Genomic DNA, 26,424 nt, shown 5'->3' on the forward strand with positions numbered 1-26,424 from the left:
TAATGAATGAGTTTTTGGCCTATAAGGGTCTGTCTTGTCGTATTTAACGATGGCTTCGTAATTGTAGCCTAATATTCATATGTTGGAAATTTATTCAATATCAATATGATAACGGCAAAAATGCTAGCTATTTTGATGGGTTTTAATAGCTGGAATTTATTTACAAAAAACATCAATTTAGACTGTTACCTGTATAGAAAACTGTTATAATCAGATTGTACTCAAAGTATTTGAGGTAAAAAATTCAGGTTTTCTCTTAGATTATTTGCAATTTTGAACCGTAGCGTTCAGCAAAAGATGCATGGGTATATATCAATTAATCGGTGATGACACAAGTCTCGCCAACAGTTAAAGAGTCAGGAAAATTTATGTCAGATAAAGTTGAAGGCACTGTAAAGTGGTTTAATGAAGCTAAAGGTTTTGGTTTTATCGCTCAAGACAACGGCGGACAAGACGTATTCGCTCACTACAGCGCTATCCAAGGTAGCGGTTTCAAAACGCTAGCCGAAGGCCAAAAAGTGTCGTTCATCTTAGGTGAGGGCAAAAAAGGTCCACAAGCTGAGCAAATCGAAGCACTATAATCTCTTTGCTGTTTGGGCACACTGATGTTTAGTAGGCTTGATGACAGTGAGAGTGACGATTATGCATAAAATTTTTGTTTATAAAAACAATAAAAATACTGTTTAGACTTTAAAAAAAAGCAACCTCTTATCAGGTTGCTTTTTTTATATCATTTTATCTGAAGTAGCGTTTGATTGATTTTCTTAATAATTATCAGTTCATAATAGGTACTGACTCAATAATAAATAAGGCTCTATTATGAAATGGGAAACTTGGTTTTCAATTGACTGGCAACAGCTGTTAGGCATTTCATTGTCTGCGGTGGGTTTCTATATAGGTTTGATGCTTTTTACCCGACTGATGGGTCTGCGCAGCTTTTCCAAACTATCAAGTCATGATTTTGCTATGACAGTTGGTATTGGTAGTATATTAGCGTCGACGGTATTGGCTGACAAGCCGTCTCTGTTGCAAGGACTGTTTGCAGTTGCCATGTTGTTTTTGATTCAAGGTGCTATCTCAATAGTGAGGCGCAAGATTAAACCTCTAAAAGCGCTGATAGACAATCGTGCCATCATACTCATGGCACATGGCGAATACTTCTCAGATAACTTAAAAGAAGCGAATCTTACGACCAGCGATGTTCAGGAAGTGCTGCGCAAAAATGGCATCAAAGCCAAAACTGAAATATTTGCGGTCATTATGGAGACGACAGGAGACATGAGCGTCATCAAAAACAATGATGTAACTCCTGACTGGGCGTTGTTTGATGACATACGTGATAGTGAGTTGTTAATGAGCTCTAACAAAGACAGCGACATATAGCTGTTGGGTTCTTCGCGACTACTATTAGTTAAACCCTAGGAAATAAATAATAACAAAATATTAAATAAACATACCATTGAGAGTGCTATAAAGAGGAGGACTCTTAAGGCTATTGTCAAAGAAAAATCACTAGATTACGTGCTTATAAACTATTTATTATAGAATAGTGACAAATTTATGACGCATTATTCACGGCGTTGTCTTGACCTTATCTGCAGGCTGACGCAAGATACATAGGTCTGATAAGAACGGTTGGCTTAGCTTTAGCAGATTTTATCCGTAAGAAGTGCAATGCTAATATAATTTCGAATATTGGCGTATTTTTCTTAATTAGTTATACATCTGTTGATATAGTAATAACCTTGAGTAGTATTTTGAACGACGATTTGAACCACAACGAAAATTTGGTTCTTAACTGATATTTTTTAATTCATAACATTAATAAACGAGGAACGTATGAAAGCATTAGTAGCGGTCAAGCGTGTCATTGATTATAACGTAAAAGTACGTGTAAAAGCCGATAACTCTGGCGTTGATCTATCAAACACCAAAATGTCGATTAACCCTTTTGACGAAATCGCAGTAGAAGAAGCCGTTCGTCTAAAAGAAGCTGGCGTCATTGATGAAATCATCGTCGCGTCTATCGGTCCAAAAGAGTCACAAGAGCAAATTCGTGCAGCTCTAGCATTGGGTGCTGATCGTGGTATTTTAGTCGTGAGTGACGAAAAACCATATCCATTGCAAGTTGCCAAAATTCTAAAAAATATCGCTGAAACAGAAAGCACTGATATTATCTTGCTGGGTAAACAGGCGATTGATGATGACAATAACCAAACGGGTCAGATGTTAGCGGCATTGATGGGTATCGGTCAGGGTACGTTTGCATCAGAAGTGAAGGTTGAAGGTGACAAAGTCAACGTCACGCGTGAAATCGATGGCGGTCTGCAAACCGTTGCGCTTGATTTGCCAGCAGTCATCACAACTGATCTACGTTTGAATGAGCCACGTTATGCGAAACTGCCTAACATTATGAAAGCGAAGAAAAAGCCGCTTGATGAGAAAACGCCAGCAGATTTCGGTGTCGATATGGCGTCTAAGCAAGAGATTATTAAGGTCGTGCCACCTGCTGAACGTAAAGCTGGTATTACAGTAGGGTCAGTTGATGAGTTGGTTGATAAGCTAAGAAACGAAGCAAAAGTCATTTAATTTTTCAATGATTAGATACTTCGCTACGGCATATCCTGTACAAAGCTAAGAATTTGACTGCTTTATTTATATTAAACGATAGTTGCTCAAAGGGCTTTGTACACAAACAACCGCATGAATAGATAATACGAATAAATAAAGGATTAAAACCATGGCAATTTTGGTATATGCAGAACATGACAATGCCAGTCTAAAAAAGGCAACTTTGAACACCATCGCTGCTGCTAAGCAAATCGGTGATGACATCCATGTATTAGTGGCAGGTAGTGGCGCGCAGGCCGTTGCTGATGAAGCAGCAAAAGCAGAAGGCGTGACAAAAGTACTCTTAGCTGATAACGCGGTCTATGAGCATCAATTGGCGGGCAATGTGGCACTATTGGTTGCTGATGTGGCTGGTGATTATAGCCATATCCTAGCAGCTGCGACTACGACTGGTAAAAACTTTATGCCACGCGTTGCCGCGTTACTTGACGTCAGCATGTTGTCAGAGATCTCAGGCGTAGTAGATGCGCAAACGTTTGAGCGTCCAATTTATGCAGGCAATGCAACGGCAACCGTCAAAACCTCTGAAGATAAAGTTGTGCTAACCGTACGTACGACCGCGTTTGATCCAGTAGCAAGCGAAGGTGGTTCAGCGACTGTTGAAACGATCGATAATGTACAAGAAACTGGCAAAGCTAGCTTCGTGAACGAAGAAATGGCTAAGTCTGATCGTCCAGAATTGACCTCAGCTGGTATCGTGGTTTCTGGTGGTCGTGCCTTGGCAAATGGTGAAAACTTCACCAAATATATTGAGCCATTGGCTGACAAACTAGGCGCTGCTGTTGGCGCATCACGTGCCGCTGTCGACGCAGGTTATGTACCAAACGATATGCAGGTTGGTCAAACCGGTAAAATCGTTGCACCGCAGCTATATATCGCCGCTGGTATCTCAGGTGCGATTCAGCATTTGGCTGGTATGAAAGATTCTAAAGTCATCGTTGCGATCAACAATGACCCAGAAGCGCCTATCGCTAGCGTTGCTGATTATTTCTTAGAAGCTGATCTATTTGAAGCACTGCCTGAGCTAACTAGCAAGGTTTAATGTTAATGTATAGTCACAGAACTACTAAACGGCTACGGCGTTACCCTCCTTAGAGGTGCTACTTGTACAATCTGCAGTCGGCTGCCTTGTATCCGTTTTAGATTTCTTTGACTATATTAGTAGTAGACAGATAACAAAAACCCACTATCAATCGGTAGTGGGTTTTTTTATTGCTTGATAGAGAAGATTTTAATTGTAGTTATAAATGGACGCTAAGAGTACTGTCTTTGGCGCAAGGTTTCGTACAGACATAAAGATCCTGCAATCGCAACATTTAAGCTCTCTTGACCATTTGGCTGCGGTAAAGCGATAGGGGTGGCACATTGCATCAAATCATCGCTGACGCCTTGACCTTCATGACCCATAATCCACGCCACAGGCGCAGATAAATCGTGATCGTAAATGATAGTATCGGTATGTGAGCTGGTCGCCAACAGTGGAACTTTTACGTGATCTAAAATATCTTGCGTACTCAAGCCTTCATAAATAGTCAGTGCAAACTGTGCACCCATACCTGCTCGTAGCGTCTTGGGAGACCAAGCTTGCGCGGTAGCACTGGTACATAAGATGTTGCGAATACCAACGGCTGCTGCTGTACGCAGGAGTGTGCCGACATTTCCGCTGTCCTGTACATCATTTAAGATCAAGCAATCTTCATCAATCATTGATAAGTTAGGCGTTGGTACGTTGATAATCGCCATGATATCGATACCAGTACCTAAGCTACGAATACTCTCGTACAGTGAATTGGATAAAATAAGAATAGGCGTATAAGTCGGCAGGCGAGTTAATACCTGCTGAACTTCAGGATGACTACGCGCTGACTCAGACAGTAGTATCTGGGCAAAAGGATAGTCGCTACGCAGCGCAGCATCTATCAGATGAACACCTTCTATGACGGTCTGACCATGCTTTTTGCGTTGACGTGCTTGTGCCAATAGGGCTTTTACAAGCTTGACGGTGGTGTTCTTATCTGAGGTAATCAGCTCGGTGGGATTTAGTACCATAGTGGGTCGCTTAGAGAAGAGTAGGAGGGATAACCAGCATCGAGCTTATAATCTCGCTGTAAGCTGGTTATTTTTAGAAAGTACTTATATCAATTACTGCTCAGAATAATTGACGTGTAAGTCTCTAACATAATTGACTTCGTTTTTGCTACCGAGCACCACAGGAACACGCTGATGAATGTCAGTGGGCTCGATATCTAAGATGCGATTGACAGCGTCTGTCGCACCGCCACCCGCGCGTTCAATCAATAAGCTCATTGGATTGGCTTCATACATCAAGCGTAGTTTACCTGCTTTATGCGCGTATTTGGTATCAAACGGATAAGTGAAGAGACCACCGCGGCATAAGATACGATGGACGTCACCAACCATAGCGGCGACCCAACGCGTATTGAAATCGCGTTCACGTACGCCTGTCTCGCCAGCGATTAACTCATCGATGTACTGTTGCATCGGTGCGCGCCAGTAGCGATAATTTGAGCTATTGATCGCATATTCACTCGTATCGGCATCGATTTGCACGTTGTCTTCTATTAGCACATAGTCTTCAGTTTCTGGATCTAGGCTAAACATCACGACCTTATCTGCGATGGTCAACGCCAGTACCGTAGAGGTGCCATATAACAAGTACCCTGCTGCTAGCTGTTTGTTACCTGCCTGTAGATAGTCGCTGTTTTCACTGGTTTGACCTTGACGCTCGTACGGCAGAACAGAAAAAATCGTACCTACTGCCATATTGATATCAATATTTGATGAGCCATCTAGTGGGTCAAACAAAACCAATAGACTGCCATCGTCATTAGCAGGGGTGGCATCATCAAGCTCTTCTGATGCAACGCCGGCACAATGGGTATTCTTTGCCAATGCATCTAGCAGTAAGTCATTGGCCAGTACATCTAGTTTTTTCTGATCTTCGCCTTGGACGTTTTGATTGCCAGCCTCGCCTAAAATATCTGCCAGAGCACCTTTTCTAAGTAGTTGTGAGATGGTTTTACCAACATTAGTGACCGTGGTAATTACGTCGTTGAGTGCAGGACTAGAGGCATGTTGGTTTAGATAATCTGCTAAGGTCGTCATAACGCTTCCTAATAGAGGGTATGGAAAGTAAAAAATGGATGGTCTTAGAGTCAGGTCATAGACGGCATTTGGCACACCTTAAAGGGGTGAATTTTTAAATAGCTTATACGGTATCTTTGTCCTGACCACAAAATCGGCTACACTATATCTATTGTTATTCATTTATAGATTTGTCAGAATTATTCTCTATGAGAATATAGCATGTCTATTTACGCTTTCTGATTGTCTGCTGAGGCGGTTTTTGGTCGAGTTTGACTACGGTAAATTGTAGCAAATAAGCGTCAAAATGTCCTCGTCTCTGTGCCTATCGGTGCTAAATGATTGAACAAAGATGAATAAGCGATTACGACAGACTCATATAAACCCACAATAAAGACTCGCCATTATGTCAAATTCTCTCGATAGTAGCGCTACCCAACCAGTCTCACCGACTGATTATGCAAAATTTGATCCCAATACAATTCATCAAAGACTCAATACCTCATTGAGTCGTCCGCAGCTCAACACCGATGGCAGTATCAGGCATTTCTTGGGTGTTGAAGGTCTTAATAAAGCACAGCTCAAAGCTATTATCGCAAAAGCAGAGACTTTCTTTGATGAAAACGGGCAGCTCATCAATCGTCCTGAGTTAGATGGCTATACGGTCATGAATTTGTTCTTTGAACCATCGACTCGTACCCGGACGACTTTTGAAGTAGCAGAAAAACGCTTGGGTGCTAATGTACTCAATATCGATATCGAACGCTCTAGTACCAAAAAAGGCGAGAGTCTACGCGATACCTTGTGGAATCTACAGGCGATGACCGCAGATATTTTTGTAGTTCGACATTCAGCATCAGGTGCCGCGCATTTTATGGCGACAGAAGTGACCCCTGATATTGCTATCATCAATGGTGGTGATGGCTGGCATGCGCATCCTACTCAGGGAATGCTCGACATGTTGACCATTCACCGTGAGGCACCGCGCCCATTTGAAGAGCTTTCTATCGCAATCGTTGGTGATATTAAGCACTCACGCGTCGCCCGTTCTGATATTAGCGCCTTGCAAACCCTAGGTGTGACAGATATCCGTGTGTGTGCGCCGCGTACTTTATTGCCGAAAGGTATTGAGCGTTTTGGCGTAAAAGTATATGAAAATATGGATGAGTGTGTCACTGATTGTGATGTGATTATGGGATTAAGAATACAAAATGAGCGTATCGGTTCGCCGCTATTGGCATCGTCAAGTGAATACTATAAGCATTATGGGATCACGCCAGAGCGAGTGGCATTGGCCAAGCCTGATGCGCTAGTTATGCATCCAGGGCCAATGAACCGCGGTGTTGAGATTGCCTCTAGTGTGGCTGATGGCGCGCAATCGGTGATCTTAAAGCAGGTAAATAACGGTATTGCCATACGAATGGCGGTCTTGTCGCTTGCGATGGAAGGTCAACGTGCTCATCAAGCGGCTGGCAAGTAACAGCTTGCCGCGCGACTTATTCTCATTTATTTCATTTTATTGATACGGTAATAACGTTATGTCTACCATGCTTAATACGGATGCACCCATCTTTGACCATTTACCAAAAGCGTTCAAAGACACGCTGTCACAAACTGCCAAAGAAAAATTGTCTACGCTTGATGCTGAACATGAGATGTGGCTATTACCACCATTGGTCGATCTGTGCGCACGCCTACGTGAGCCGGGCCAACAGCAACACGGTACACTGGAATCAGAAGGTAGGGCAGCTCGTGGTAACGGGTTTTTGCATGTAGTCACGCCACCTGACACCAATCCTATTTTAGAAAATGGCTCCCTCTTAAAGGGCTTGCGTGAGCGCGCCTTGAATGATGGCGGTATTTACTTGCATATTTTGGGCGCATTGACCACAGGGTTAGAGGGCGAACGACCGTCTAATATTGCAGGGCTTAAAAAGGGCGGCTGTATCGCAGTATCCAATGCGCGTAGACCTTTTCGCAATGACTTAGTATTGCTAAGAACACTAGAGTACGCGGCGACTTTTGGTATGAAAGTATTCTTTTATCCTGATGAGCCAAGTCTGTCTGGAGATGGCGTGGCGCATGAGGGTTATATCGCCTCTTATCATGGTCTGCAGGGCATCCCTTGGATTGCGGAAACGGTTGCACTGTCTACGCAGCTGTTAATGGTTGAAGAGACGGGGACAGCCGCTCACTTTAGCCAGCTGTCTTGCAAGTCTTCGATTGAGCTCATGCGCTGGGCAAAAGATAAAGGCTTGCCTGTTACGTGTGATGTTGCGATGCATCAGCTGTATTTAACTGATGACAATCTTGAAGGCTTTAATGCTCAGGCATATGTCTTGCCACCGCTACGTAGTAATACCGACCAGCAGGCAATCCGCCGTGGCTTAAAAGATGGCACTATCGATGCCATCTGTAGTCATCACGAGCCACTGAACAGTACGGCGAAAAAAGCGCCATTTGCTGAGAGTACGCCAGGTATCTCGAATTTTGATACTTTTATGGCGCTGGCCTGTCAGCTGGTCAATGATGAGGTACTAACACTCTCAGAGCTGGTTGATAAAATCTGTCTTAATCCGGCAAAGATTGCGGGTATTCATGAGCAGTATGAAGCGATCGGCGGCGCGGTATTGGTTGACCCGAATCTTGAGTGGCAAGTGACTGCGCAATCTATGCTATCGAATGGTAAAAACACACCATTTTTTAATCAGCAGTTGCAAGGACGTGTTGTGGAGACGTTCTTTGGCTAATTTGCCCCGACAGGATGATAGTCTACCGCTATCCTCGAAGGATAAAGGGGGTGAAATGATTGACCCTCTAGAAAAAACGCACAGCACAGCCAGTGAGTCTATCAAAGCAGTGGCCATCTATGAAGTCGTCAAAGGTGTGGGGGCATTATTAGGTGCAGGTGCATTGTGGTCGTGGCATACCGATCTTGAGCATTGGCTGACGACCGCGACTGGCTCTTGGCGCCATACCTTTGGCCACCTACTTGCACCGCAAATCGACAGTGTAGTAAGTATTGCCCAACAGGCCAGCAAAAACTGGCCAGTGTTTTTATTGTTGATATTTGCTTATGCCAGTTTGCGCTTCCTAGAAGCCTATGGATTATGGCGCGATAAGACATGGGCGTATTGGTTTGGTGTGCTGGGCTATGGTGTCTTTATTCCTATAGAGGTTTATTATCTGATAACCAGTCCATTTGATTGGTTTAAACTGGGAATATTGGTTTCTAATCTGCTTATTATTATCGTGGTTTATCGTAATATGAAAAGAAAGGGTTTGATATAACCATTGAAACTGCTCAAAAAAGCCAGCCAAAGCCATCCTAAGACATCATGTCTCAGGCTGGCTTTTTTATACGTGCTGTATTTGTGGTTTATGCCTCTGTTATTTCTTTATCCTTACGAATGCTCTTGGCGACTCTGCCAACACTGAGGCCCTGTACCAAGATAGAAAATATCACTACCGCATAAGTGAGTGCCAATAAAATATCGCGCTCGGTACCGATGGGTAGCTGTAATACTAAAGCGACTGAGATACCGCCGCGCAATCCACCCCATGTTAGTACTTTCCATGCACCAGTGGGCAAATCAAGCTGGCGATGAAAGGTCTTGGTCGTCATCCCAACCACGATAAAACGAGCTACTAGAGCAATAACAATAGTTAGACCACCTGCAATAAATAAATTGCCCGAATAAGCAATCATCACTACTTCTAGACCGATAAGGACGAATAAAATAGCATTTAAGATTTCATCAACCAGCTCCCAAAACAGATCAATGTAATGACGCGTCTGATCACTCATCGCAAGCGCCCGCCCGCGGTTACCCACCATCAGTCCCATCATGACCATAGCGAGCGGCCCTGACAAATGCCAATGACTAGCAAGCGCATAGCCGCCGATGACGCCTGCTAATGTCAAAAGTACTTCTTCTTGATAACTATCGATGCTCTTTAGCAAATAGTACAAAATCGCACCCAATACCAAACCAAACATCACACCGCCACCCGCCTCGACAGCCAAGGTATGCGCCACATAGTTAATGGTTGGAATATCGCCACTAGATAAAATCCCCAGTAATAGAACAAAAATCACAACGCCGATACCGTCGTTAAACAATGACTCACCAGCGATGACAGTCTCAATGCTTTTTGGCGCGCCTGCTGATGCAAGAATCCCCATGACGGCAATGGGATCAGTAGGGGAGATGAGTGCTCCAAAAAGTAGGCACCAAAGAAACGGTAGTCCAAAACCGAATATAGGCAGCATAAAATAAACAGCGGTGGCAATGAGCATGGCTGATACGATAGTACCGAGTCCAGCTAGGATACCGATAGGCAGTTTATAGCGCCTCAAATCACCAATATTGACATGCAAGGCACCTGCAAATAGCAACATCGAGAGCATACCGTCCAATAGCACCTCGGTAAAATCAAGCTGCTCTAATAGACTGACTTCATAATCAATGAGCTGATCAAACCCCAAAAATCCCAAAAAAATCGCACCGATAGATAGGACAATCGAGATGACCATGACGCCAATGGTCGTGGGCAGACCGATAAAGCGATGATTGACATAGGTCAGTGAGGCCGTAATCGATAAAAATATGGCGCTGATTTCAAGTATGGTTAGGCTGGTTGCAGATGCCATAAAGCAGATCTCGTATGAATATAAAATTAACCCTAAGCCTATGACTTATGAGAGTTACGTAAAGATTTTGAGCTATAAATATTGAAATGATAGGGACTGTGTATTACCAATATGCTATGCGATCCAATTGTCATATTACTAACTCGACTGTGACTGTAGTGCTTCACGGATATTGGCAGCAAATTCGCTGACATAATTAAAATGTTGATGCTGTGCGTCTTCATCAAGAATAAACTGCTTGGCTTGCTCACACATAGCGACAAGGTCATCTATCAGTTCTTGGTAGCTTAGGTTTTCTTCTCCTGCGCGCTCAATTAGCTGTAGCTCATGCAGCAAGGTCTGCTGCTGTGCTTGATTGATACATGCATAGTTGAGATTGACCATCGCTTGACACAGCGCCTTTAGGACCATGGCATCAGCTGCGGCATAGCGCCGAATCTCTCCAAGTGAGGTATTGATGAATTCTGATATTTTGGGCGTATAAGTCACCACGGCCAAGATAGCCACGCGCTGCTGCGCCACCACTTGTTTTGGTGTGGCAGTATACGGCGGTTTGTCACGGTGCTCGGCAGGTATATAAAAATGATAGGGGCTAGGCGGCTGACGACGCATCATAATGCTCAGGCAACTGGTGAGCGATTGTACGCAGTTGACGGCTGTTTTTGGGTCATTGATACCAGGTGAGAGGGCGCGCACCGCAATCTCGGTCATCTGCCCCAGACTATAGGCGATATCATTGGAGTGTGCCAGTCGCTGCTCGATACGAATACAACCGGCAAAGCGCTGCCAAAACATACCATCAGGGGTACGTGGCAACACGGCCAGCTGCGGCGTTGCGGTTTTTTGCCGATTATTAGGATGGTCTGTCGGACGTTGATAAAAATGCCCAATGACGTTGTTGTCAGTGACATAATCACCGAGGTTACTCTGTAGATGCACCACGCCGCCATACTCTTGAGTCAGTGTGATTAATGACTCCAAATAAATGTGCTGCAGGTAGCCGGATTGCGGCGGATAAATCGGCGTTGCCTGCCACTGGCGAAACTGCTCGACATCGTGCTGCTCGACATCGCGCTGATGCTGAATATCACAATAATCCCCATACCAGTAGTGAATATTATTAATGGCATCGTTACTGGCGTTTTGAATGACGTGCGAGGCCTGAATAGCGTGGACCATATGCTGGACAAAATAGACCAATAACAGCGCACAGATGATCGCCATGATAATCCCAAAGGTCACCGCCAGTTGCGGTACGCCAAAGGCCACATCATACTTATGAATCGACTTGAGTACCAACAAGCTATAGCTAAAGGTACCAATAAACGCCCCTAAGACAAACTGGTTTGGTGTGTCTGTCAAAAAGTTGCGTAATAGCCGTGGGCCAAACTGGGAGGAGGCCATCGAAAGGACGGCGATGGTAATTGAGAACGTCGTACCAGCAACGCCCAATACAGCGCCAGCAATAGCGGTCATGATAGCGCGCGCCGCATCGTCATCACCCGTAAAAGCAAAGGTAATCTCTCGAACGGTCTCGCGGTCAAAGTGCTGATCTATCGTCACCAATACTGGCGCCAGTAAGATGCCGGCGATGACGCAAGCAGTCGGAATAAACCAGTAAGAGCCGATCAACTCCTGCCACAAGTTTCTTAAACGATCGGGCAGGTCAGCCAATGTCTGTAACGACCAAAGCTGCGAAAACGCCTTCATCCTCTGCCCTGAAAATAAGAGTAGTCGTTTAAAAAAGCCATTTTCAGGGTGTTTGTCCAATGTTCGCGCTCCAAAAATGACTGACGAGATCGTCTATAGTGAATCTATTTTAAAACAGGTACCGTCCTACAGGGATTCATTGTCCTTGCGTGCTGCGTCTACGCACTATAGCCGGTTCAAAATAAAATGGTGATAAATTTAAGCGTAACGCTGGAGTAATCTTTTGACTATTTATTACCTTATCATATAAATAATAACGATGAAAAATTTAGTAAAAATAAGCCCCTATCATAGGAGCTTATTTTTATCATTATTAGGTATTTTCAATTAGCTGATGAGACTATAAAACCAAGTGCTTATCGCGTTGCTTACTTTTGCTAGTGTAGAGGGTTGCTGATGATTACTATTGGTGCTTGCCAACTGCATTTGCATGATGTCTGTCGTCACTGCTTGTTTTTGCATACTCTCTATTATCAGCGGTAGATTTTTGCCAGCGCCAGATAATATCAAACTAGAGTTTTGCGTAAGCATCGTCCATCTTTGGTTGCCGCCACCTGTACAGCTATAGCGAATGAGTCGAGCGCGATTATTACTTATATAGCCACTTTCTAAGTCAAAGCATTGATTGCCTTGCTTGATGGCGTTGGCGGATACATCCATTTGCCAAACTTGCAAGCTTGCTTGATCATCACAAGGGGCTAGGTTAATGACATTGCCACCTTTCGGCATTAGGCACTGATCTAGTGACATTTTATTGTGGATACGACCTTTGCTGTCTTGAATCCATTGCTCAGAGTCATCTCCTGTGCAAGCACTTGGTCCGCTGATAAAAGTATTGAGCTTACCATCTTCTAATGTTTCAACCTTAAGACAGTTGTTACCATTCATGAGTGGGCTGACATTTGCTAGAGGCTGATCATCTTGCAGTTCTAATTCGTTGACAAACTTATGAAAGGCAGTGATGACCTCCGGCCCGCCCTCGATTAAATCATCACGATACACATTGACCCAACGATTTAGGCGATGCATGGTCTGTTGTTGCTGCTCATAACGCTCGAGTACCTGAAAGGCAAGCGGGCTGAATGCTTGACTGAGCGCATCACGATCATCTTTATAAGAGTGGTATATCAGCTCACCCTCGGCGTCCAAATTGATAGTCGGGTTGGCCGATTGATCGATAAGTTGCTGCGCTAATAGTGGTAATTCGATTTTTCTTAAGGCGCTAAAGCCATGCTCTTTACCAAAGGTAACGGCTGGCTTAATGATATCGCTATAGGGGCCAATAGCGGTTGATGATAATAATACCTGTGCTTCGTTGGCTTTTTTACAATACAAATCGACTTTGTTAGGGTTTTCAGAAATCGCTAAATTGACGTGAAATTTATTGGCATTGCTATTGCCATTCATGCGATGAGGGGCAAGGGCAATGTTATTGACCATGTTGTTACTGTAAGTAACGGTCAGCCAGCAGCTAGCGACGTCAGCTGAACTACTCGCCGCCGGTAAGTCAAAGACGTTACCCCAGTTACCACGAGCTGCTGGATAGATAATACCCTTTTGGGTGACAGGGTCATAACCGCTTAAAATAGTATAAACAGGCACGCCTTGCAAACGCGGTCTTAAATAGTTGCCATCGGCGCTGTTGTACCAAACATTATTAGATCGTGGTACTTTTGGTTGTGCGATCTGCATTCTTTGACGCTCAGCATCCCATTTTTTATAGCCAGTCGGTGAGTCACTGGCAAACATATAACGATCAAATGCTGGCTGGATTTTGGTTTTTGTACTATAGCCGGTGTAATGAGTATAGCGCGAGATGTCACTGTTATTAGAGCCACCAGACATAGCGTCACGACCATAGCCGTATTGACCTAAGAAAGTAGGTGAGTCTTCAGTGCCGGCACCGACATCTTTTCGCCACCATTCAAAGTTACCCCGCATTCTATGTCTAAGGGGCATGTAACCCCAACCACTATCGGCATGGTGCTCTGACCAGAATTTTTTATCACCAACTTTACCTGGATAATGCCCCAATCCATAATGATGGCCAATTTCATGACTAAACTCATTACCGACCGAGTCAATCAAAGTCAGCATACCATTGCCACCGCTTAAGCCGTGGTTGAATGTACCGTTGGCGTATTTGCCACGGGCATGGTGTGCATTGACATTTTGGGTGAGCTGCGGCTGCTCTTGGCTTAACATCGATGCGCTAGTGACGCCCCAGTTGGCAAGGTTAATACCGACGCCAAAGGTTGATTTGCCTGTGTTTTCGCGCATATCACCCCTGTATACGCTGCCATCTGAGCTGCTACCTGAAGCCGTATCATAAATAGTACCGTTCGCTACCATCACCCGATCAAGCACGACGTCATCGTATTTAGCGACGGTCATCTTTGCTGCTGGAATGGTTTGGAAATAATCTGCGCCCGCCTTTTCTGGCTGTAGCAGCATATAATGACCATTGTTGTTTACAGTCACTGGGCTCAAAAGACCAAGACGAATATTGGTTAAGACCAGCTCACCTGGCGCCGCAAAGTCTATTTTATTCTCTAGTAATTCACCGCTACGATTTTGTTCATCGACAATACGAATCTTAAGGCCGCTTTGTACTTCATCCCAGTTGAGTTTGGTTGACCAAGCGCGCTTACTATAGGCGACCCGTGGTCTATCATCGCTGTTGTTTTGGTCAGATGGTGGGATTTGGGTCGGGTCGTCTAAAGTGACCCTGCGTAATAGTAGACCATCTTGATAAATCTCAGCAACCAGCTGATTGACTGCTCCCATCTCAAGCGTAGGCGTAACCAGTAATAACGCCTCTTTTTCTGCAGTTAGGCGTGGCATGTTTTTTGCTTCGTTGCCCTGAGGATCTACCGTATGATTCTGCCCAAATTGAATCATGGCTTGAAAAGAGCCAGTCAAGTCAGAACGGATCTCTCGTGTTTCACCTGCACCGTCATAGTCAAAGAAGCCTAATTGATAATAATCAGCACGGTCTTTTTGTGGTTCTCGATATTTGGTCGGCGTGCTTGGTTCCAGCGGTGTCAGTGGCTCACTTGTATCAGGTGGAACCACTACAGGCGGCTTATCAGATGGTGCAGGCTGTGTATTATCATCACTACCTTCACCGCATGCAGATAGCATTATAGAGATGATGCCGATACTTATGGTTTTTAATGGAAATACTGTGCTATGTGTCAAAAGAATACCCCAACAAATGTGCTGCTGGGAATATAACAGCTATATTAATAAACTGTACTACATTTGTTTTCTTGTTTCCAATTAGCTTTCTTTTATCTACTTTAGCAAACTAATTTTTATTGCTAGAGCCGTGTTTAGGGTTGTCCGCTTCGGTGATGATTGTGCTTTTGTGTCCCCATCTGCTGGTTTGTGGAGACGGCGGCGTTTTTGGGTCTATAGGAATGATGATTTCATTATCATGTGCATCACACTCAACCTTACTGTCCTTTTCATAAGCGGCTGGATCAAAGTGCGGTGTCGCTGTTGTATCAGTTGACTGTCGAGCTAAGCTGTTAGGAGCGGCTTGCGATGTTTTTCTAAATTCAGGTTTTTTAAATAAAGGGTGTTGGGTGTTTTTATTCGTGCCTTTATCATCAGGGTTTTTGCGCGGTTCGGCGTTGGTAAAGATTACATTCAACGGCAAATCTAGCTGCTGCTTGGCATAGGCTTCTGTGTGCTCAAAACGATCTACCAGTAAGCTGAGCCAAGGTTTTTGGTCTTCTAGCCTCATCTCATCAAGCTCATCCTTAATAGGCAATGGATAAGGCAAGGTGCGATAAAAATCCCACAATGTCATCTTGCTCAAGTCTTTTTTGAGTACATAGTCCTCATCTTCGGTCATGGTGATGAGGTTGCTGTCTTGGAGGTAGTTGATATAGGTGTACCATTTGGGTAGCTCTTTGCGTCCCAACACATTGCGCAGCGCTTGTTCGCTGACGGCCTCACCTTTTAAATGATGGGTATATACCAAGTTCAGCATGTCCAGCAAGCTAAGTAGGGGATGGCGCGGGTAGACTTCTTCGGTCTCAAAAATGGTTAAGGTATAGCTGATCTCAACGCCTAACAAAATCAAATTCCAAGACAGGTATATCCATAACAAAAAGATAGGCAAGGCGGCAAAAGCTCCGTAAATGGCCTCGTAGCTGGTAAAGTTTGCCATCACTGTGCCAAACAGATGCTTCATCAGCTCAAAGATAATCGTCACAAAGACCCCAGCGATGGCTGCATTTTTTGCGGGCACACGAGCTTTGGGAATAAACCAATACATCCCTATAAAGCCGGCCATGGTGATACCAACCGACACCACTTGTACCCAAAACCCCCAATCGATCCCGTAGCCTGCGATTTGGCGATTTAAAAAACTCAAGCTTTGTACCGTGCTTGAAGCGATAAACGCCGTACCCAGCACCATAGGCCCCAAGGTCACAATTGTCCAATAGCGCAGCAGACTCTTTATACCACCTGAGCGGCTCTCCACCCGCCAGATTTGATTAAAGGCACGCTCAATGGTGGTCAAGGTCATGATGGTGGTAAAAAATAGCACCATGGCGCCGATGATGGTAAGGTTCGATGATTTTTCGGCGAAGTCATTGATATACTCACTGACTTGCATGCTCGATTGCGGCAACAAGTTGCTATAAATGACCTCGTATATCTGCGCTCTGACGGATGCCAGTGCCGGTACAGAGGACAATATCATGAGCAAAACGGTTAATACAGGCACGATCGACAGCATAGTCGTGTAGGTTAGCGATGCTGCTTTTTGCTGACAGTTGTCTTCAAAAAAGTGCCGCGTCAAAAACCGTAAAAACTGGAACCAGCGCTGATGTAAAAATGGGAGTCTTTTGCTTAAGTTTTCCATAGTGACCATTTAGCAAGAAGTAGAGAGACAATAGTGTAACAAAGATGCGTCGTTATCATCTGCCGTTTAATTGTGTCAAAATGCACAGCGGCTCTTTGATAAGGCATCAGGTAGGCGTAGCTGGAGTAGGTGGTCGTAAAATAGTCGTCAGCTGGTTTGCATGTGGGTGAATGACTGGGGCATAATGAGCACATCATCGCATCGCCTATCGCGGGCGGTATCGTTATTGATCGATAAATAATGATATATAGATAATACTATCAATGATTTTATGAGGAAGGACGGTTAATGAGTCAGGCCAACCCTTACGTTTTGGTGCTTTATTATTCAAATTATGGCACGACAAAGACATTGGCATATGCTATCGCTCAAGGGATCGAAGATGCTGGCATGACCGCACGTATTCGTACTGTCCCGACGGTGGCACCTGAAACCACATTGAGCAAGCCTGCGATACCTGATGAAGGTGACTTGTATTGTACGATGGATGATCTAAAAGACTGTAGCGGTCTGGCACTGGGTAGCCCGACGCACTTTGGCAATATGGCCGCGCCCATGAAGTATTTTTGGGACAATACCGTCACGCTCTGGCTGGCGGGAAATCTACAAAACAAGCCTGCCTCGGTATTTACGGCGACAGGCTCTATGCATGGTGGCCAAGAGTCCACATTGCTCACGATGATGTTACCATTAATGCATCACGGGATGGTCATCGTGGGGGTACCGTATGCTGAACCTGCATTAAATCGGACGCATCGCGGCGGGACGCCTTATGGTGCCAGTCATGTCAGTGGTGCGGCGCATGATCAGCCAGTATCGGCAGACGAGCGTGACCTAGGTATTGCACAAGGTCGCCGCTTGGCAATCACCGCTACTGCTTTAGCACAAGCAAACTGGGGTCGCTAATCGAGTCTCATGTAACCGGTGTTATAGCTCAAGCTTGATACTTAAACACTCTTTGCACTCAAATACTGATTATTAATCGCTAATAGCGATATATCTATGCTATTCATTTAGGAAGTAAAAATCTCTAATGGCTACAAACCACTCTAACAGTAAGTCTCCTAAAGTTACCAAGCCTATCGCACCTATTGCGCAGCGCTTGATGGTCACTTGGCTGATTTGGCTGGTTTATAGATTAATGGGACTGCCTATTTTTATCAGTATTTTTAATCCAAGCAGCCCTGATATTGTGGGCGGTATCGCCTGGCAAGCACTATGGCTTTTGCCAGCTTTTATACTGACGCCATGGATCGTGCGCGGGCGCTCGCCTTATGCGTTATTGGTCGGTAGTATGTTTACTCTAGTATATTTGGGCGCAAGTGGCGTGGTGCTGTTTACGCGCGCGTATGGCAGTAGTTGGGCTGAGATAGCAGTGTACTTGACCGACTTTGTACTGTTACTTGCTATTAATGTCTGGCTCTTTATTTTGCTAAAACGCTTGCCGTCGATGAATAATGTTGTTAAAAAACCGCGTTCTCATTAGTAGGCTGTAATAATAGTCATTAATCTTAAGATATAAAAAAGCGGCGTTCCAAATAGGACGCCGCTTTTTTGTTGCAGTATTACTTTTCAACGCTTCTGTTTACATACTTGGATTAGTTAACCTTGGTCAATTCCAAATCCATCTTCTTACCATCATTGATCTGACTGACTTTTATGGGCAAATAATCCAAGCTCGGCGCTAACCAAAAACTGGTTGAGCGGTCATTGTCGTCATGAATACGGTCAATACGGACAGTATCAAAGGTACCGGCTGGCACCGTGATTTTGGTATTGCCCGATTTTTTAAATGGTGTTTTTTCTACCTTGTCTTTTTTGGCCATGTAGTAGTTACCAGAGAACTTACCGTTTAGTAAATCTTGACGAATTTGCACTTCAAGACTTAAGTCATCAAAGGCTTGCTGCGCCATATCCATGGTCATAGTTTTGCCTTTATAGGTACTGGTGACTTTTTTGCTGCTTGGGTTAAAGCTTAGCTTGTGCGTACGGCCAAGACCCAGCAGTTTATAAGTAGTGCTGGCCTGCGTCGGAATGACGTTATTGCCTTTGATGGTAAAGGTACTGCTTTGCGACGCATTGGCAACACCTGCCACCCGTGCTTTGACATTATACTTCCAAGTATTGCCCGATTTGCCTAGCGTACGGGTGGCGGTGCCTTTGTATTTGTCTTCTACCGTAAAGCTATAATTGGCACTAGAGGGTCGGACGGTTTTGGCGCTAGCGAGGGTGGGTGCGGTCATACTCAAGGCTCCAATGGTAGAAATACTGATACCTGTGATTAAGGCAGATAAAAACTTAGATGGACTGCGTTTCGTATTATTAGAAGCGTTGGGCAGTGATTTATTATGCATTGATAAAAAACTCATAGATACCTCTTAGTAGTTAATAAGATGCTGATATAGCAGCATCTATCGTCATTCTTATTATGTTCACAACGCTTATAATGGTCATACTCTGTTACATTTTCAAGAGTAACAATCGACCGGCACGTGTGACGATTGTAGCGAATGTTGCTATGACATCTGATACGACCATCGAGGGTAACGTGCTGTAAAGCCAGCAATAGAGGGTAAATAAAACGTATGGCCTCTATTAAGCCTCATCTCTATCAAATTCCGTCAGAATAATCTTGTAAATTTTTGGGCTTTACACTTGAAGCCAACCTATCTTGCCCCCACTTTTTGTTACAAGCTCAAAGCGTATCTTTAGATTGCTATGATTGAATGGCGACTCTTATAGATACTGGTATTGAGACTATTAATTCAAATAAACCCTTTATTCAAACAACCAATTTTTGGAGTCATATCGATGAATATTCGTCCTTTACATGACCGTATCGTCGTCCGCCGCATAGAAGAAGAGACAAAAACTGCTGGTGGTATTTTATTGCCGGGTTCTGCTCAAGAGAAACCTTCACAAGGTGAAGTCATTGCAGTTGGTAATGGCCAAGTTCGTGACAATGGCGAAACTCGTGCGTTAGATGTAAAAGCTGGCGACAAAGTTTTGTTCGGTCAATATGCTGGTCAAACCGTGAAGGTTGACGGTGAAGAACTATTGATTATGAAAGAGTCTGATGTACTAGGTGTGCTAGAAGGCTAGTCCTCTCGAGTATCGTTTTATACTCAGCACATCTTGACCACAGGTTCTGATAACCGCTTTTGATAAGCAACTATCAAATCATTCAATTGTATTCTCATACTTATAATAGTGGAGTAATTTAACATGGCAAAAGACGTAAAATTCGGCATAGATGCCCGTAAACAAATGATGGACGGTGTCAACGTTCTAGCAAACGCAGTACGTGTCACCCTAGGCCCTAAAGGTCGTAACGTCGTTATCGATAAATCTTTTGGCGCGCCAACCATCACCAAAGATGGTGTATCAGTTGCCAAAGAAATCGAGCTTGAAAACAAATTTGAAAACATGGGTGCTCAGCTCGTTCGTGAAGTTGCTAGCCGCACTAATGATGTCGCTGGTGATGGTACGACCACTGCGACCGTATTGGCTCAGTCAATCTTGCAAGAAGGCATGAAATCAGTCGCTGCTGGCATGAACCCAATGGATCTTAAGCGCGGTATCGACAAAGCCGTTCGCGCAGCAGTTCAAGAAATCCATAACCTATCAACGCCCGCTGATGATGAAAAAGCCATCGCGCAAGTAGGGTCTATCTCTGCCAACTCAGATACCAAAATCGGTGAATTGATCTCGCAAGCGATGCAAAAAGTGGGTAAACAAGGCGTTATCACCGTTGAAGAAGGGTCAAGCTTTGAAGATACCTTAGAAGTGGTCGAAGGTATGCAGTTTGACCGTGGTTATATCAGCCCATACTTTGCCAACAAGCAAGACAGCCTGACTGCTGAATTTGAAAACCCATATATCCTATTGGTTGACAAAAAAATCAGCAATATCCGTGAGATCGTGCCATTACTTGAGCAAGTCATGCAGCAAAGCAAGCCATTGCTAATCATCGCTGAAGACGTAGAAAACGAAGCATTGGCAACCTTAGTTGTAAACAACATGCGTGGCGGCCTAAAAACTTGTGCCGTTAAAGCACCAGGTTTTGGCGATCGTCGTAAAGCCATGCTAGAAGACATCGCAACGCTAACGGGCGGCACGGTAATCTCTGAAGAGATTGGACTAAGCCTAGAGACGGCGACCCTTGAGCAATTGGGTACTGCGAAAAAAGTCACTGTTGGTAAAGAAAACACCGTGATCGTTGATGGCGCTGGTAACAAAGCTGACATCGAAAACCGTGTTGAGTCTATCAACCGTCAGATCGCAGAGTCTACTTCTGATTACGATAAAGAAAAGCTACAAGAGCGTGTTGCAAAACTGGCAGGCGGCGTAGCAGTAATCAAAGTTGGCGCAGCGACTGAAACTGAAATGAAAGAGAAGAAAGACCGTGTTGACGATGCGCTACATGCCACTCGTGCCGCGGTTGAAGAAGGCGTTGTACCTGGCGGCGGCGTTGCATTAGTTCGTGCGATGAATGCATTGTCTGAGCTAAAAGGCGACAACGACGACCAAGACGCTGGTATCAACATCCTACGCCGCGCGATGGAAGCACCATTACGTCAAATCGTTACCAACGCTGGCGAAGAAGCATCAGTGGTGGTTAACGCAGTGAAAAACGGCACGGGCAACTACGGCTACAATGCTGCCTCTGGTGAGTACGGTGATATGCTTGAGATGGGTATCCTTGATCCAGCAAAAGTATCACGTTCAGCGCTAGAGAATGCAGCGTCAGTAGCAGGTCTCATGCTAACGACTGAAGCCATGATCACTGACATACCAGAAAAAGAAGACGCAATGGCAGGTATGGGCGCTGCTGGTGGAATGGGCGGTATGGGTGGTATGGGCGGCATGATGTAATTTTACTGTCGCTGCAAAGCGGTTTGTCTTTGTCAGACACGCTCAATGTACAATAAGTACTATTTCGCTTGTCTTCCTCGATAAACCGCTTTTCGCTGAAAGTATGAATAATATCACGTACCTGTAAAATCTAGTCCAAATAAAACCCCCGATAGACTGAGCTTATCGGGGGGTTTTTTATGTAAGATAAGTATGTTTTGGCTAAAAGATTACGCATCTGCCTCATCACGACGAAATGTCCACGTTTTGTCGTCAGACAGCTCATCGACATAGTAATAACCCGCCAAATCAAACTGCTTTAGCTGCTCAGCACTGGTCAGCTTATTGTCTGCTGCGTACTTGACCATCAGTCCGCGTGCTTTTTTGGCATAAAAGCTAATGACTTTATATTGACCATTTTTTTCGTCTTCGAACCGTGGCGTGATGATATCCGCCTTCAGTGCTTTCTTTTTCACCGCTTTAAAATACTCGTTCGACGCCAGATTGATCAAGACCTTGTCCTCACTATCTGCCATACGAGCATTGATAACGTCAGTTATTTCTTCTCCCCAAAACTCATAAAGATTATCACCGCGCGCGTTTTTTAGCTTTGTACCCATCTCTAAACGATAAGGCTGAATCAAATCGAGCGGTTTTAATACCCCATAAAGACCTGACAAAATACCCAGATGTTCATTGACATAGACAGCGGTTTCTTTATCCATGTGATACATATCAAGACCGGTATAAACATCACCGTCGAACAAGTAGCCCGCCGGCTTTGCTGCATTACCAGACTCATCATCAGTAAACGGCTTATCTTCGCTCCAATGCCATTGTTGATTGCGCGTGGCATTGAGTTGCGCAAGATCATCAGAGATGCTCATCAGCTCTTGCAGATCAACGGGCTCTTTGGACTTCAATACTTTCATGAGTGACTGTGAGTGCGCGATCAGTTCAGGCTGACTATAGTAGTTGCCCAAGTTCACTGGTATAGCGTCTGTTTCATTCAAAGATTTGGCAGGAGAGAGTAAAAAATACATGGTGAGTCCTTATTATCGTGAATCAATGACCGACCTGTTCAGGTGTCAAGCATTCTTATTATACGACAGCTGAGGGTTTAACTTGACTTGACCTTGAGTGTTTTATGTTTTTTTTAAGGGGATATGGCAATGCGTAAATGTCCATACAGTTAGCTTCTATCGAAGCGAGACCTTGTTATATAAGGGGTAGAGGTTTTTTGAAAAAATAAAAAACTTTAATATAACAACAAAAGTTATGCAGATGGTATCAATACCTAACTTTTTATCTTACTTGTTGGTCATCATTAGACAATGAAAGTTGGCAGATTATATCTCTATAATAAAAAGGCATGATGGTAAACAATACATCATTTATTAAATTGATAGTCTTTATTTATGATATTGGATAAATCATGGTTAAGGATTTTTGTCCCCTATGCTTTTGAAAATGCGTTGAGGGTATTAAGGGTAAGTCATTCTATATAAGTAAGGAGACGATATGAAAATCGGTGTAATCAGTGCAGATATCGCGAGTGAAAGCCGTGTCGCACTAACCCCAGACGCAGTCAAAAAATTGCGCAAGCTTGGGTTTGAAGTCGTCATTCAGTCAGGTGCAGGTCAAGCAGCGTATTATGCTGATGCGTTGTATCAGGCGGCAGGAGCCGACATTGCCAGCAGCAGCGCCGAGGTGATTGCCCAGTCTCAAATTATTACCACCATTCACGACTTGCCCGCCGAAGTGGCAGAGCATTTGAGTGCAGGCCAAATCGTCGTCGGTATGCTAGACCCGTATCGCAACACTCAGCTTGACACTTATGCGGCCAAAGGTGCGACGGCTTTTGCAATGGAGTTATTACCGCGCACATTATCACGTGCGCAAAACATGGACGTATTGTCATCGCAGGCTAACCTTGCTGGTTATAAAGCGGTATTGCTCGCGGCTAACGAATACTCTCGTCCTTTTCCTATGTTTATGACATCTGCGGGTACAGTCAAGCCAGCCAAAGTGGTTATTTTGGGCGTAGGCGTGGCAGGTCTGCAAGCGATTGCAACGGCAAAGCGTCTAGGCGCGGTTGTAGAAGCGAGTGATTTGCGTCCTGCGGCAAAAGAGCAGGTCGAATCACTTGGTGGTAAATGGCTGGATGTGCCGATGAGTGATGACGAAGCACAAAAAGCCAAAGCAACGGGCGGCTATGCGTGGACGCCATCAGAACAATATATCAAAGACCAAGCTGCTGTGGTTGACAAGGCACTCAGCAATGCTGACATTGTCATTACCACAGCACAGATTCCTGGTCGTAATGCCCCGCGTCTCGTGCACGCGGCAACCCTTGCCAAAATGAAAGCAGGTTCTGTCCTGATCGATATGGCTGCTGGTACCGGTGGTAACGTCGAAGGCAGTGCGCCAAATGAGACCATCACCACAGAAAACGGCGTACGTATCGTTGGTGCCGCCAATATCCCATCTATGCTAGCCGCACAGTCGTCAGATCTATACGCCAATAACTTGGTTAACTTTATCACGACTTTGATTGCACCTGCTGGCGACGATGCAGCAGCAAACGACCTTTCGCTTAACTTAGATATGGAAGATGAGATTCAGGGTGCACTGGCAGTGACCCACGACAACCAAGTGCGCTTGGCCAAACGCTAGCCCTTGCTGGTCGCCATACATTTGCCAGACACGAATAAATTTTTAGGAGGATGAGATGATCGCCATCATTTTAGCGGCAGCGCCTGCCGGTGCAGCCATGAGTAGCACACCATTTGTCGCGATTTTTACCGTATTTGTACTCGCTATCTTTGTCGGATACTACGTCGTCTGGGGCGTGACCCCAGCGCTACATACGCCATTGATGGCGGTGACCAACGCCTTATCAAGTATCGTGATCGTCGGTGCGATGCTACAGACTGTCCATATCGACGGCTCGATGTTTACACCGACCAGTTTGCTTGGTGCTTTTGCGGTATTTTTGGCCAGTATCAATATCTTTGGTGGTTTTGCGGTGACTGAACGTATGCTCGCGATGTTCAAACCCAAAGTAAAAAAAGCCCCAGCAGCAAGCACTGATAATGGAGGCAACGCATGAATGATTTATCAGCGATGATTGCGGCGAATGCGGATTGGTTCTATCTGGTTGGTGCGATCCTTTTTGTTTTAACGTTACGCGGATTGTCGAGTCCAAAGACAGCGATTCGTGGCAACCGCTTTGGTATGGTAGCGATGGCGATTGCCGTCGTGACGACGTTCTTTTTAGCAGAAGGTCCTGTCCTTTGGCTCATTATTGGCGCGATGATTTTAGGTGCGCTGGTTGGTATGTGGAAGGCAAAAACCGTTGCCATGACGCAGATGCCAGAAACCGTAGCGTTGATGCATTCATTTGTCGGTTTGGCAGCGGTTGCGATTGCCCTTGCGACGGTATTACACACTGAGCAAGAACATGGCGCGGTTGCCCGTGTTGAGCTATTTATCGGTTGCTTTATCGGTGCGATTACTTTTTCTGCCTCTGTCTTTGCTTTTGGTAAGCTTGCGGCAAAAAGCTGGGCAAAAACAGTCACTGGCGGCTGGGTAAAACCTGTTCAAGCCTTGCTATTTATAGCGATGATTGGGTTTGGCGGCGTGTATTTTGTCACGGATTCCTTGCCTGCGTTTTATGCGATGACAGTGATTGCAGTGATTTTTGGCTGGATGTGGATTGCGCCTATCGGCGGCGGTGATATGCCAGTGGTCGTGTCGCTACTGAACTCATTTTCAGGTTGGGCGGCAGCAGGTATTGGCTTTACCCTTGGCAACTCGATGCTCATTATCGCAGGTTCGCTTGTTGGCTCCTCAGGTGCGATTTTATCTTATATCATGTGTAAAGCCATGAACCGCTCTCTACTAAACGTTTTGTTTGGCGGTATGGGCACGTCAGCGGCCGCTGCAGGCGGTGATGATGGCGCACCAAAAACATACAAATCAGGCTCAGCAGAAGACGCAGGGTTCCTTATGTCCAATGCCAGCAACGTGGTCATCGTACCAGGTTACGGTATGGCACAAGGCCGCGCGCAAAACGCGGTAAAAGAATTGTACGAGCTATTAAAAGACGAAGGTGTCAACGTTCGCTTTGCCATTCATCCTGTTGCTGGTCGTATGCCAGGGCACATGAACGTACTATTGGCAGAAGCCGACGTGCCTTATGATGATATTCTAGAGATGGATGAGATTAATTCCGACTTTGCCAGTACCGATGTGGTCTTGGTCATCGGTGCCAACGACGTCGTCAATCCGTCAGCAAAAGACGATCCGACATCTCCTATCTTTGGTATGCCCATTTTAGAAGCCAACAAAGCGCAAACGGTGATGGTCATCAAGCGTTCGATGAGCACCGGCTATGCAGGTCTTGATAACAGCCTCTTCTATATGGACAAAACCATGATGATCTTTGGTGATGCCAAGAAAATGGTCGAAGAGATGGTGCGTAGTATCAATGGTGGTGGTCACTAACATTTAAAATAGGATGTTAATAAAGGACTCTCGCCCGTAAGATTTTGAACAAGGAAAGTCACTGAGGTGGCTTTTTTTG

General features: G+C 44.9%; 22 protein-coding genes. 14 read left to right on the forward strand and 8 right to left on the reverse strand.

Translation table 11 applies throughout. From position 1 onward, the window contains the following. Positions 1–368 precede the first annotated feature (368 nt). The 4 genes from HL061_RS11660 (at position 369) to HL061_RS11675 (ending at position 3,673) form a co-directional block, all read left to right on the forward strand. Positions 369–581 carry a cold-shock protein gene (locus tag HL061_RS11660; RefSeq protein WP_071003179.1) on the forward strand — a complete coding sequence of 71 codons (213 nt, stop codon included), beginning with the start codon at positions 369–371 and terminating at the stop codon, positions 579–581. A gap of 238 nt (positions 582–819) precedes the next feature. Next, positions 820–1,383 (forward strand): YetF domain-containing protein, encoded by a 564-nt coding sequence (locus HL061_RS11665; protein ID WP_240365360.1) that lies wholly within the window; start codon positions 820–822, stop codon positions 1,381–1,383. Between the two features lie 456 nt (positions 1,384–1,839). After that, on the forward strand, positions 1,840–2,589 hold the full coding sequence (locus HL061_RS11670; RefSeq protein ID WP_212563821.1) for an electron transfer flavoprotein subunit beta/FixA family protein: 750 nt from the start codon (positions 1,840–1,842) through the stop codon (positions 2,587–2,589). 151 nt (positions 2,590–2,740) lie between these two features. Further along, positions 2,741–3,673, forward strand: coding sequence for an FAD-binding protein (locus HL061_RS11675; RefSeq protein ID WP_252962847.1), 933 nt, complete (start codon positions 2,741–2,743; stop codon positions 3,671–3,673). 212 nt (positions 3,674–3,885) lie between these two features. Here the strand turns inward: HL061_RS11675 and HL061_RS11680 are convergent, their stop codons facing one another. Continuing rightward, on the reverse strand, positions 3,886–4,680 hold the full coding sequence (locus HL061_RS11680) for an RNA methyltransferase (RefSeq protein ID WP_252962848.1): 795 nt from the start codon (positions 4,678–4,680) through the stop codon (positions 3,886–3,888). A 93-nt stretch (positions 4,681–4,773) separates the two neighbouring features. Next, complete coding sequence (locus tag HL061_RS11685; RefSeq protein WP_240365359.1) at positions 4,774–5,757, reverse strand: class 1 fructose-bisphosphatase; 984 nt, start codon at positions 5,755–5,757, stop codon at positions 4,774–4,776. Between the two features lie 385 nt (positions 5,758–6,142). Between HL061_RS11685 and HL061_RS11690 the strand changes: the two genes are divergently transcribed. The 3 genes from HL061_RS11690 (at position 6,143) to HL061_RS11700 (ending at position 9,027) form a co-directional block, all read left to right on the forward strand. After that, positions 6,143–7,216 carry an aspartate carbamoyltransferase catalytic subunit gene (locus tag HL061_RS11690; RefSeq protein ID WP_071003207.1) on the forward strand — a complete coding sequence of 358 codons (1,074 nt, stop codon included), beginning with the start codon at positions 6,143–6,145 and terminating at the stop codon, positions 7,214–7,216. 175 nt (positions 7,217–7,391) lie between these two features. After that, positions 7,392–8,486: a dihydroorotase gene (locus tag HL061_RS11695; RefSeq protein WP_240366537.1), complete on the forward strand. Its 1,095-nt coding sequence runs from the start codon at positions 7,392–7,394 to the stop codon at positions 8,484–8,486. A 55-nt stretch (positions 8,487–8,541) separates the two neighbouring features. Continuing rightward, on the forward strand, positions 8,542–9,027 hold the full coding sequence (locus HL061_RS11700; RefSeq protein WP_227517148.1) for a DUF2127 domain-containing protein: 486 nt from the start codon (positions 8,542–8,544) through the stop codon (positions 9,025–9,027). A gap of 88 nt (positions 9,028–9,115) precedes the next feature. Here HL061_RS11700 and HL061_RS11705 read toward each other — a convergent pair whose 3' ends face one another. From HL061_RS11705 to HL061_RS11720, 4 genes are all read right to left on the reverse strand, one after another. Then, complete coding sequence (locus HL061_RS11705; RefSeq protein WP_071003211.1) at positions 9,116–10,390, reverse strand: sodium:proton antiporter; 1,275 nt, start codon at positions 10,388–10,390, stop codon at positions 9,116–9,118. 138 nt (positions 10,391–10,528) lie between these two features. Next, on the reverse strand, positions 10,529–12,100 hold the full coding sequence (locus tag HL061_RS11710) for a DUF2254 domain-containing protein (RefSeq protein ID WP_227517149.1): 1,572 nt from the start codon (positions 12,098–12,100) through the stop codon (positions 10,529–10,531). Between the two features lie 327 nt (positions 12,101–12,427). After that, a complete protein-coding gene (locus HL061_RS11715; protein WP_252962852.1) occupies positions 12,428–15,244 on the reverse strand; it encodes a M66 family metalloprotease in 2,817 nt (938 codons plus the stop codon). 166 nt (positions 15,245–15,410) lie between these two features. After that, positions 15,411–16,982, reverse strand: a complete 1,572-nt coding sequence (locus HL061_RS11720) for a YihY family inner membrane protein (protein WP_252962849.1) — start codon at positions 16,980–16,982, stop codon at positions 15,411–15,413. A 288-nt stretch (positions 16,983–17,270) separates the two neighbouring features. Here HL061_RS11720 and wrbA point away from each other — a divergent pair, with 288 nt between their 5' ends. Both wrbA and HL061_RS11730 read left to right on the forward strand, forming a co-directional pair. Then, complete coding sequence (gene wrbA, locus HL061_RS11725; protein ID WP_075106955.1) at positions 17,271–17,888, forward strand: NAD(P)H:quinone oxidoreductase; 618 nt, start codon at positions 17,271–17,273, stop codon at positions 17,886–17,888. Between the two features lie 127 nt (positions 17,889–18,015). Next, positions 18,016–18,468: a hypothetical protein gene (locus tag HL061_RS11730; RefSeq protein ID WP_223334802.1), complete on the forward strand. Its 453-nt coding sequence runs from the start codon at positions 18,016–18,018 to the stop codon at positions 18,466–18,468. Positions 18,469–18,580: 112 nt separating this feature from the next. Here HL061_RS11730 and HL061_RS11735 read toward each other — a convergent pair whose 3' ends face one another. After that, positions 18,581–19,336 carry a DUF3108 domain-containing protein gene (locus HL061_RS11735; protein WP_071003777.1) on the reverse strand — a complete coding sequence of 252 codons (756 nt, stop codon included), beginning with the start codon at positions 19,334–19,336 and terminating at the stop codon, positions 18,581–18,583. Between the two features lie 457 nt (positions 19,337–19,793). On the opposite strand from HL061_RS11735, the gene groES reads away from it, so the two are divergent. Together groES and groL are read left to right on the forward strand one after the other, a co-directional pair. Continuing rightward, positions 19,794–20,084, forward strand: coding sequence for a co-chaperone GroES (groES, locus tag HL061_RS11740; RefSeq protein ID WP_058024926.1), 291 nt, complete (start codon positions 19,794–19,796; stop codon positions 20,082–20,084). Between the two features lie 123 nt (positions 20,085–20,207). Then, positions 20,208–21,857 carry a chaperonin GroEL gene (gene groL / locus HL061_RS11745; protein ID WP_093069611.1) on the forward strand — a complete coding sequence of 550 codons (1,650 nt, stop codon included), beginning with the start codon at positions 20,208–20,210 and terminating at the stop codon, positions 21,855–21,857. 209 nt (positions 21,858–22,066) lie between these two features. Here groL and yaaA read toward each other — a convergent pair whose 3' ends face one another. Then, complete coding sequence (yaaA, locus tag HL061_RS11750) at positions 22,067–22,879, reverse strand: peroxide stress protein YaaA (protein ID WP_252962850.1); 813 nt, start codon at positions 22,877–22,879, stop codon at positions 22,067–22,069. 478 nt (positions 22,880–23,357) lie between these two features. Between yaaA and HL061_RS11755 the strand changes: the two genes are divergently transcribed. The 3 genes from HL061_RS11755 (at position 23,358) to HL061_RS11765 (ending at position 26,345) form a co-directional block, all read left to right on the forward strand. Next, positions 23,358–24,512 carry an NAD(P) transhydrogenase subunit alpha gene (locus HL061_RS11755; RefSeq protein WP_186475004.1) on the forward strand — a complete coding sequence of 385 codons (1,155 nt, stop codon included), beginning with the start codon at positions 23,358–23,360 and terminating at the stop codon, positions 24,510–24,512. A gap of 97 nt (positions 24,513–24,609) precedes the next feature. Then, positions 24,610–24,948 carry a proton-translocating transhydrogenase family protein gene (locus HL061_RS11760; RefSeq protein ID WP_212564546.1) on the forward strand — a complete coding sequence of 113 codons (339 nt, stop codon included), beginning with the start codon at positions 24,610–24,612 and terminating at the stop codon, positions 24,946–24,948. A 14-nt stretch (positions 24,949–24,962) separates the two neighbouring features. Beyond that, a complete protein-coding gene (locus HL061_RS11765; RefSeq protein WP_178379275.1) occupies positions 24,963–26,345 on the forward strand; it encodes an NAD(P)(+) transhydrogenase (Re/Si-specific) subunit beta in 1,383 nt (460 codons plus the stop codon). Positions 26,346–26,424 lie beyond the last annotated feature (79 nt).

Origin of the sequence: Psychrobacter sp. PSP (genome assembly GCF_024085615.1) — a bacterium.
Taxonomy (GTDB): Bacteria; Pseudomonadota; Gammaproteobacteria; order Pseudomonadales; family Moraxellaceae; genus Psychrobacter; species Psychrobacter pacificensis.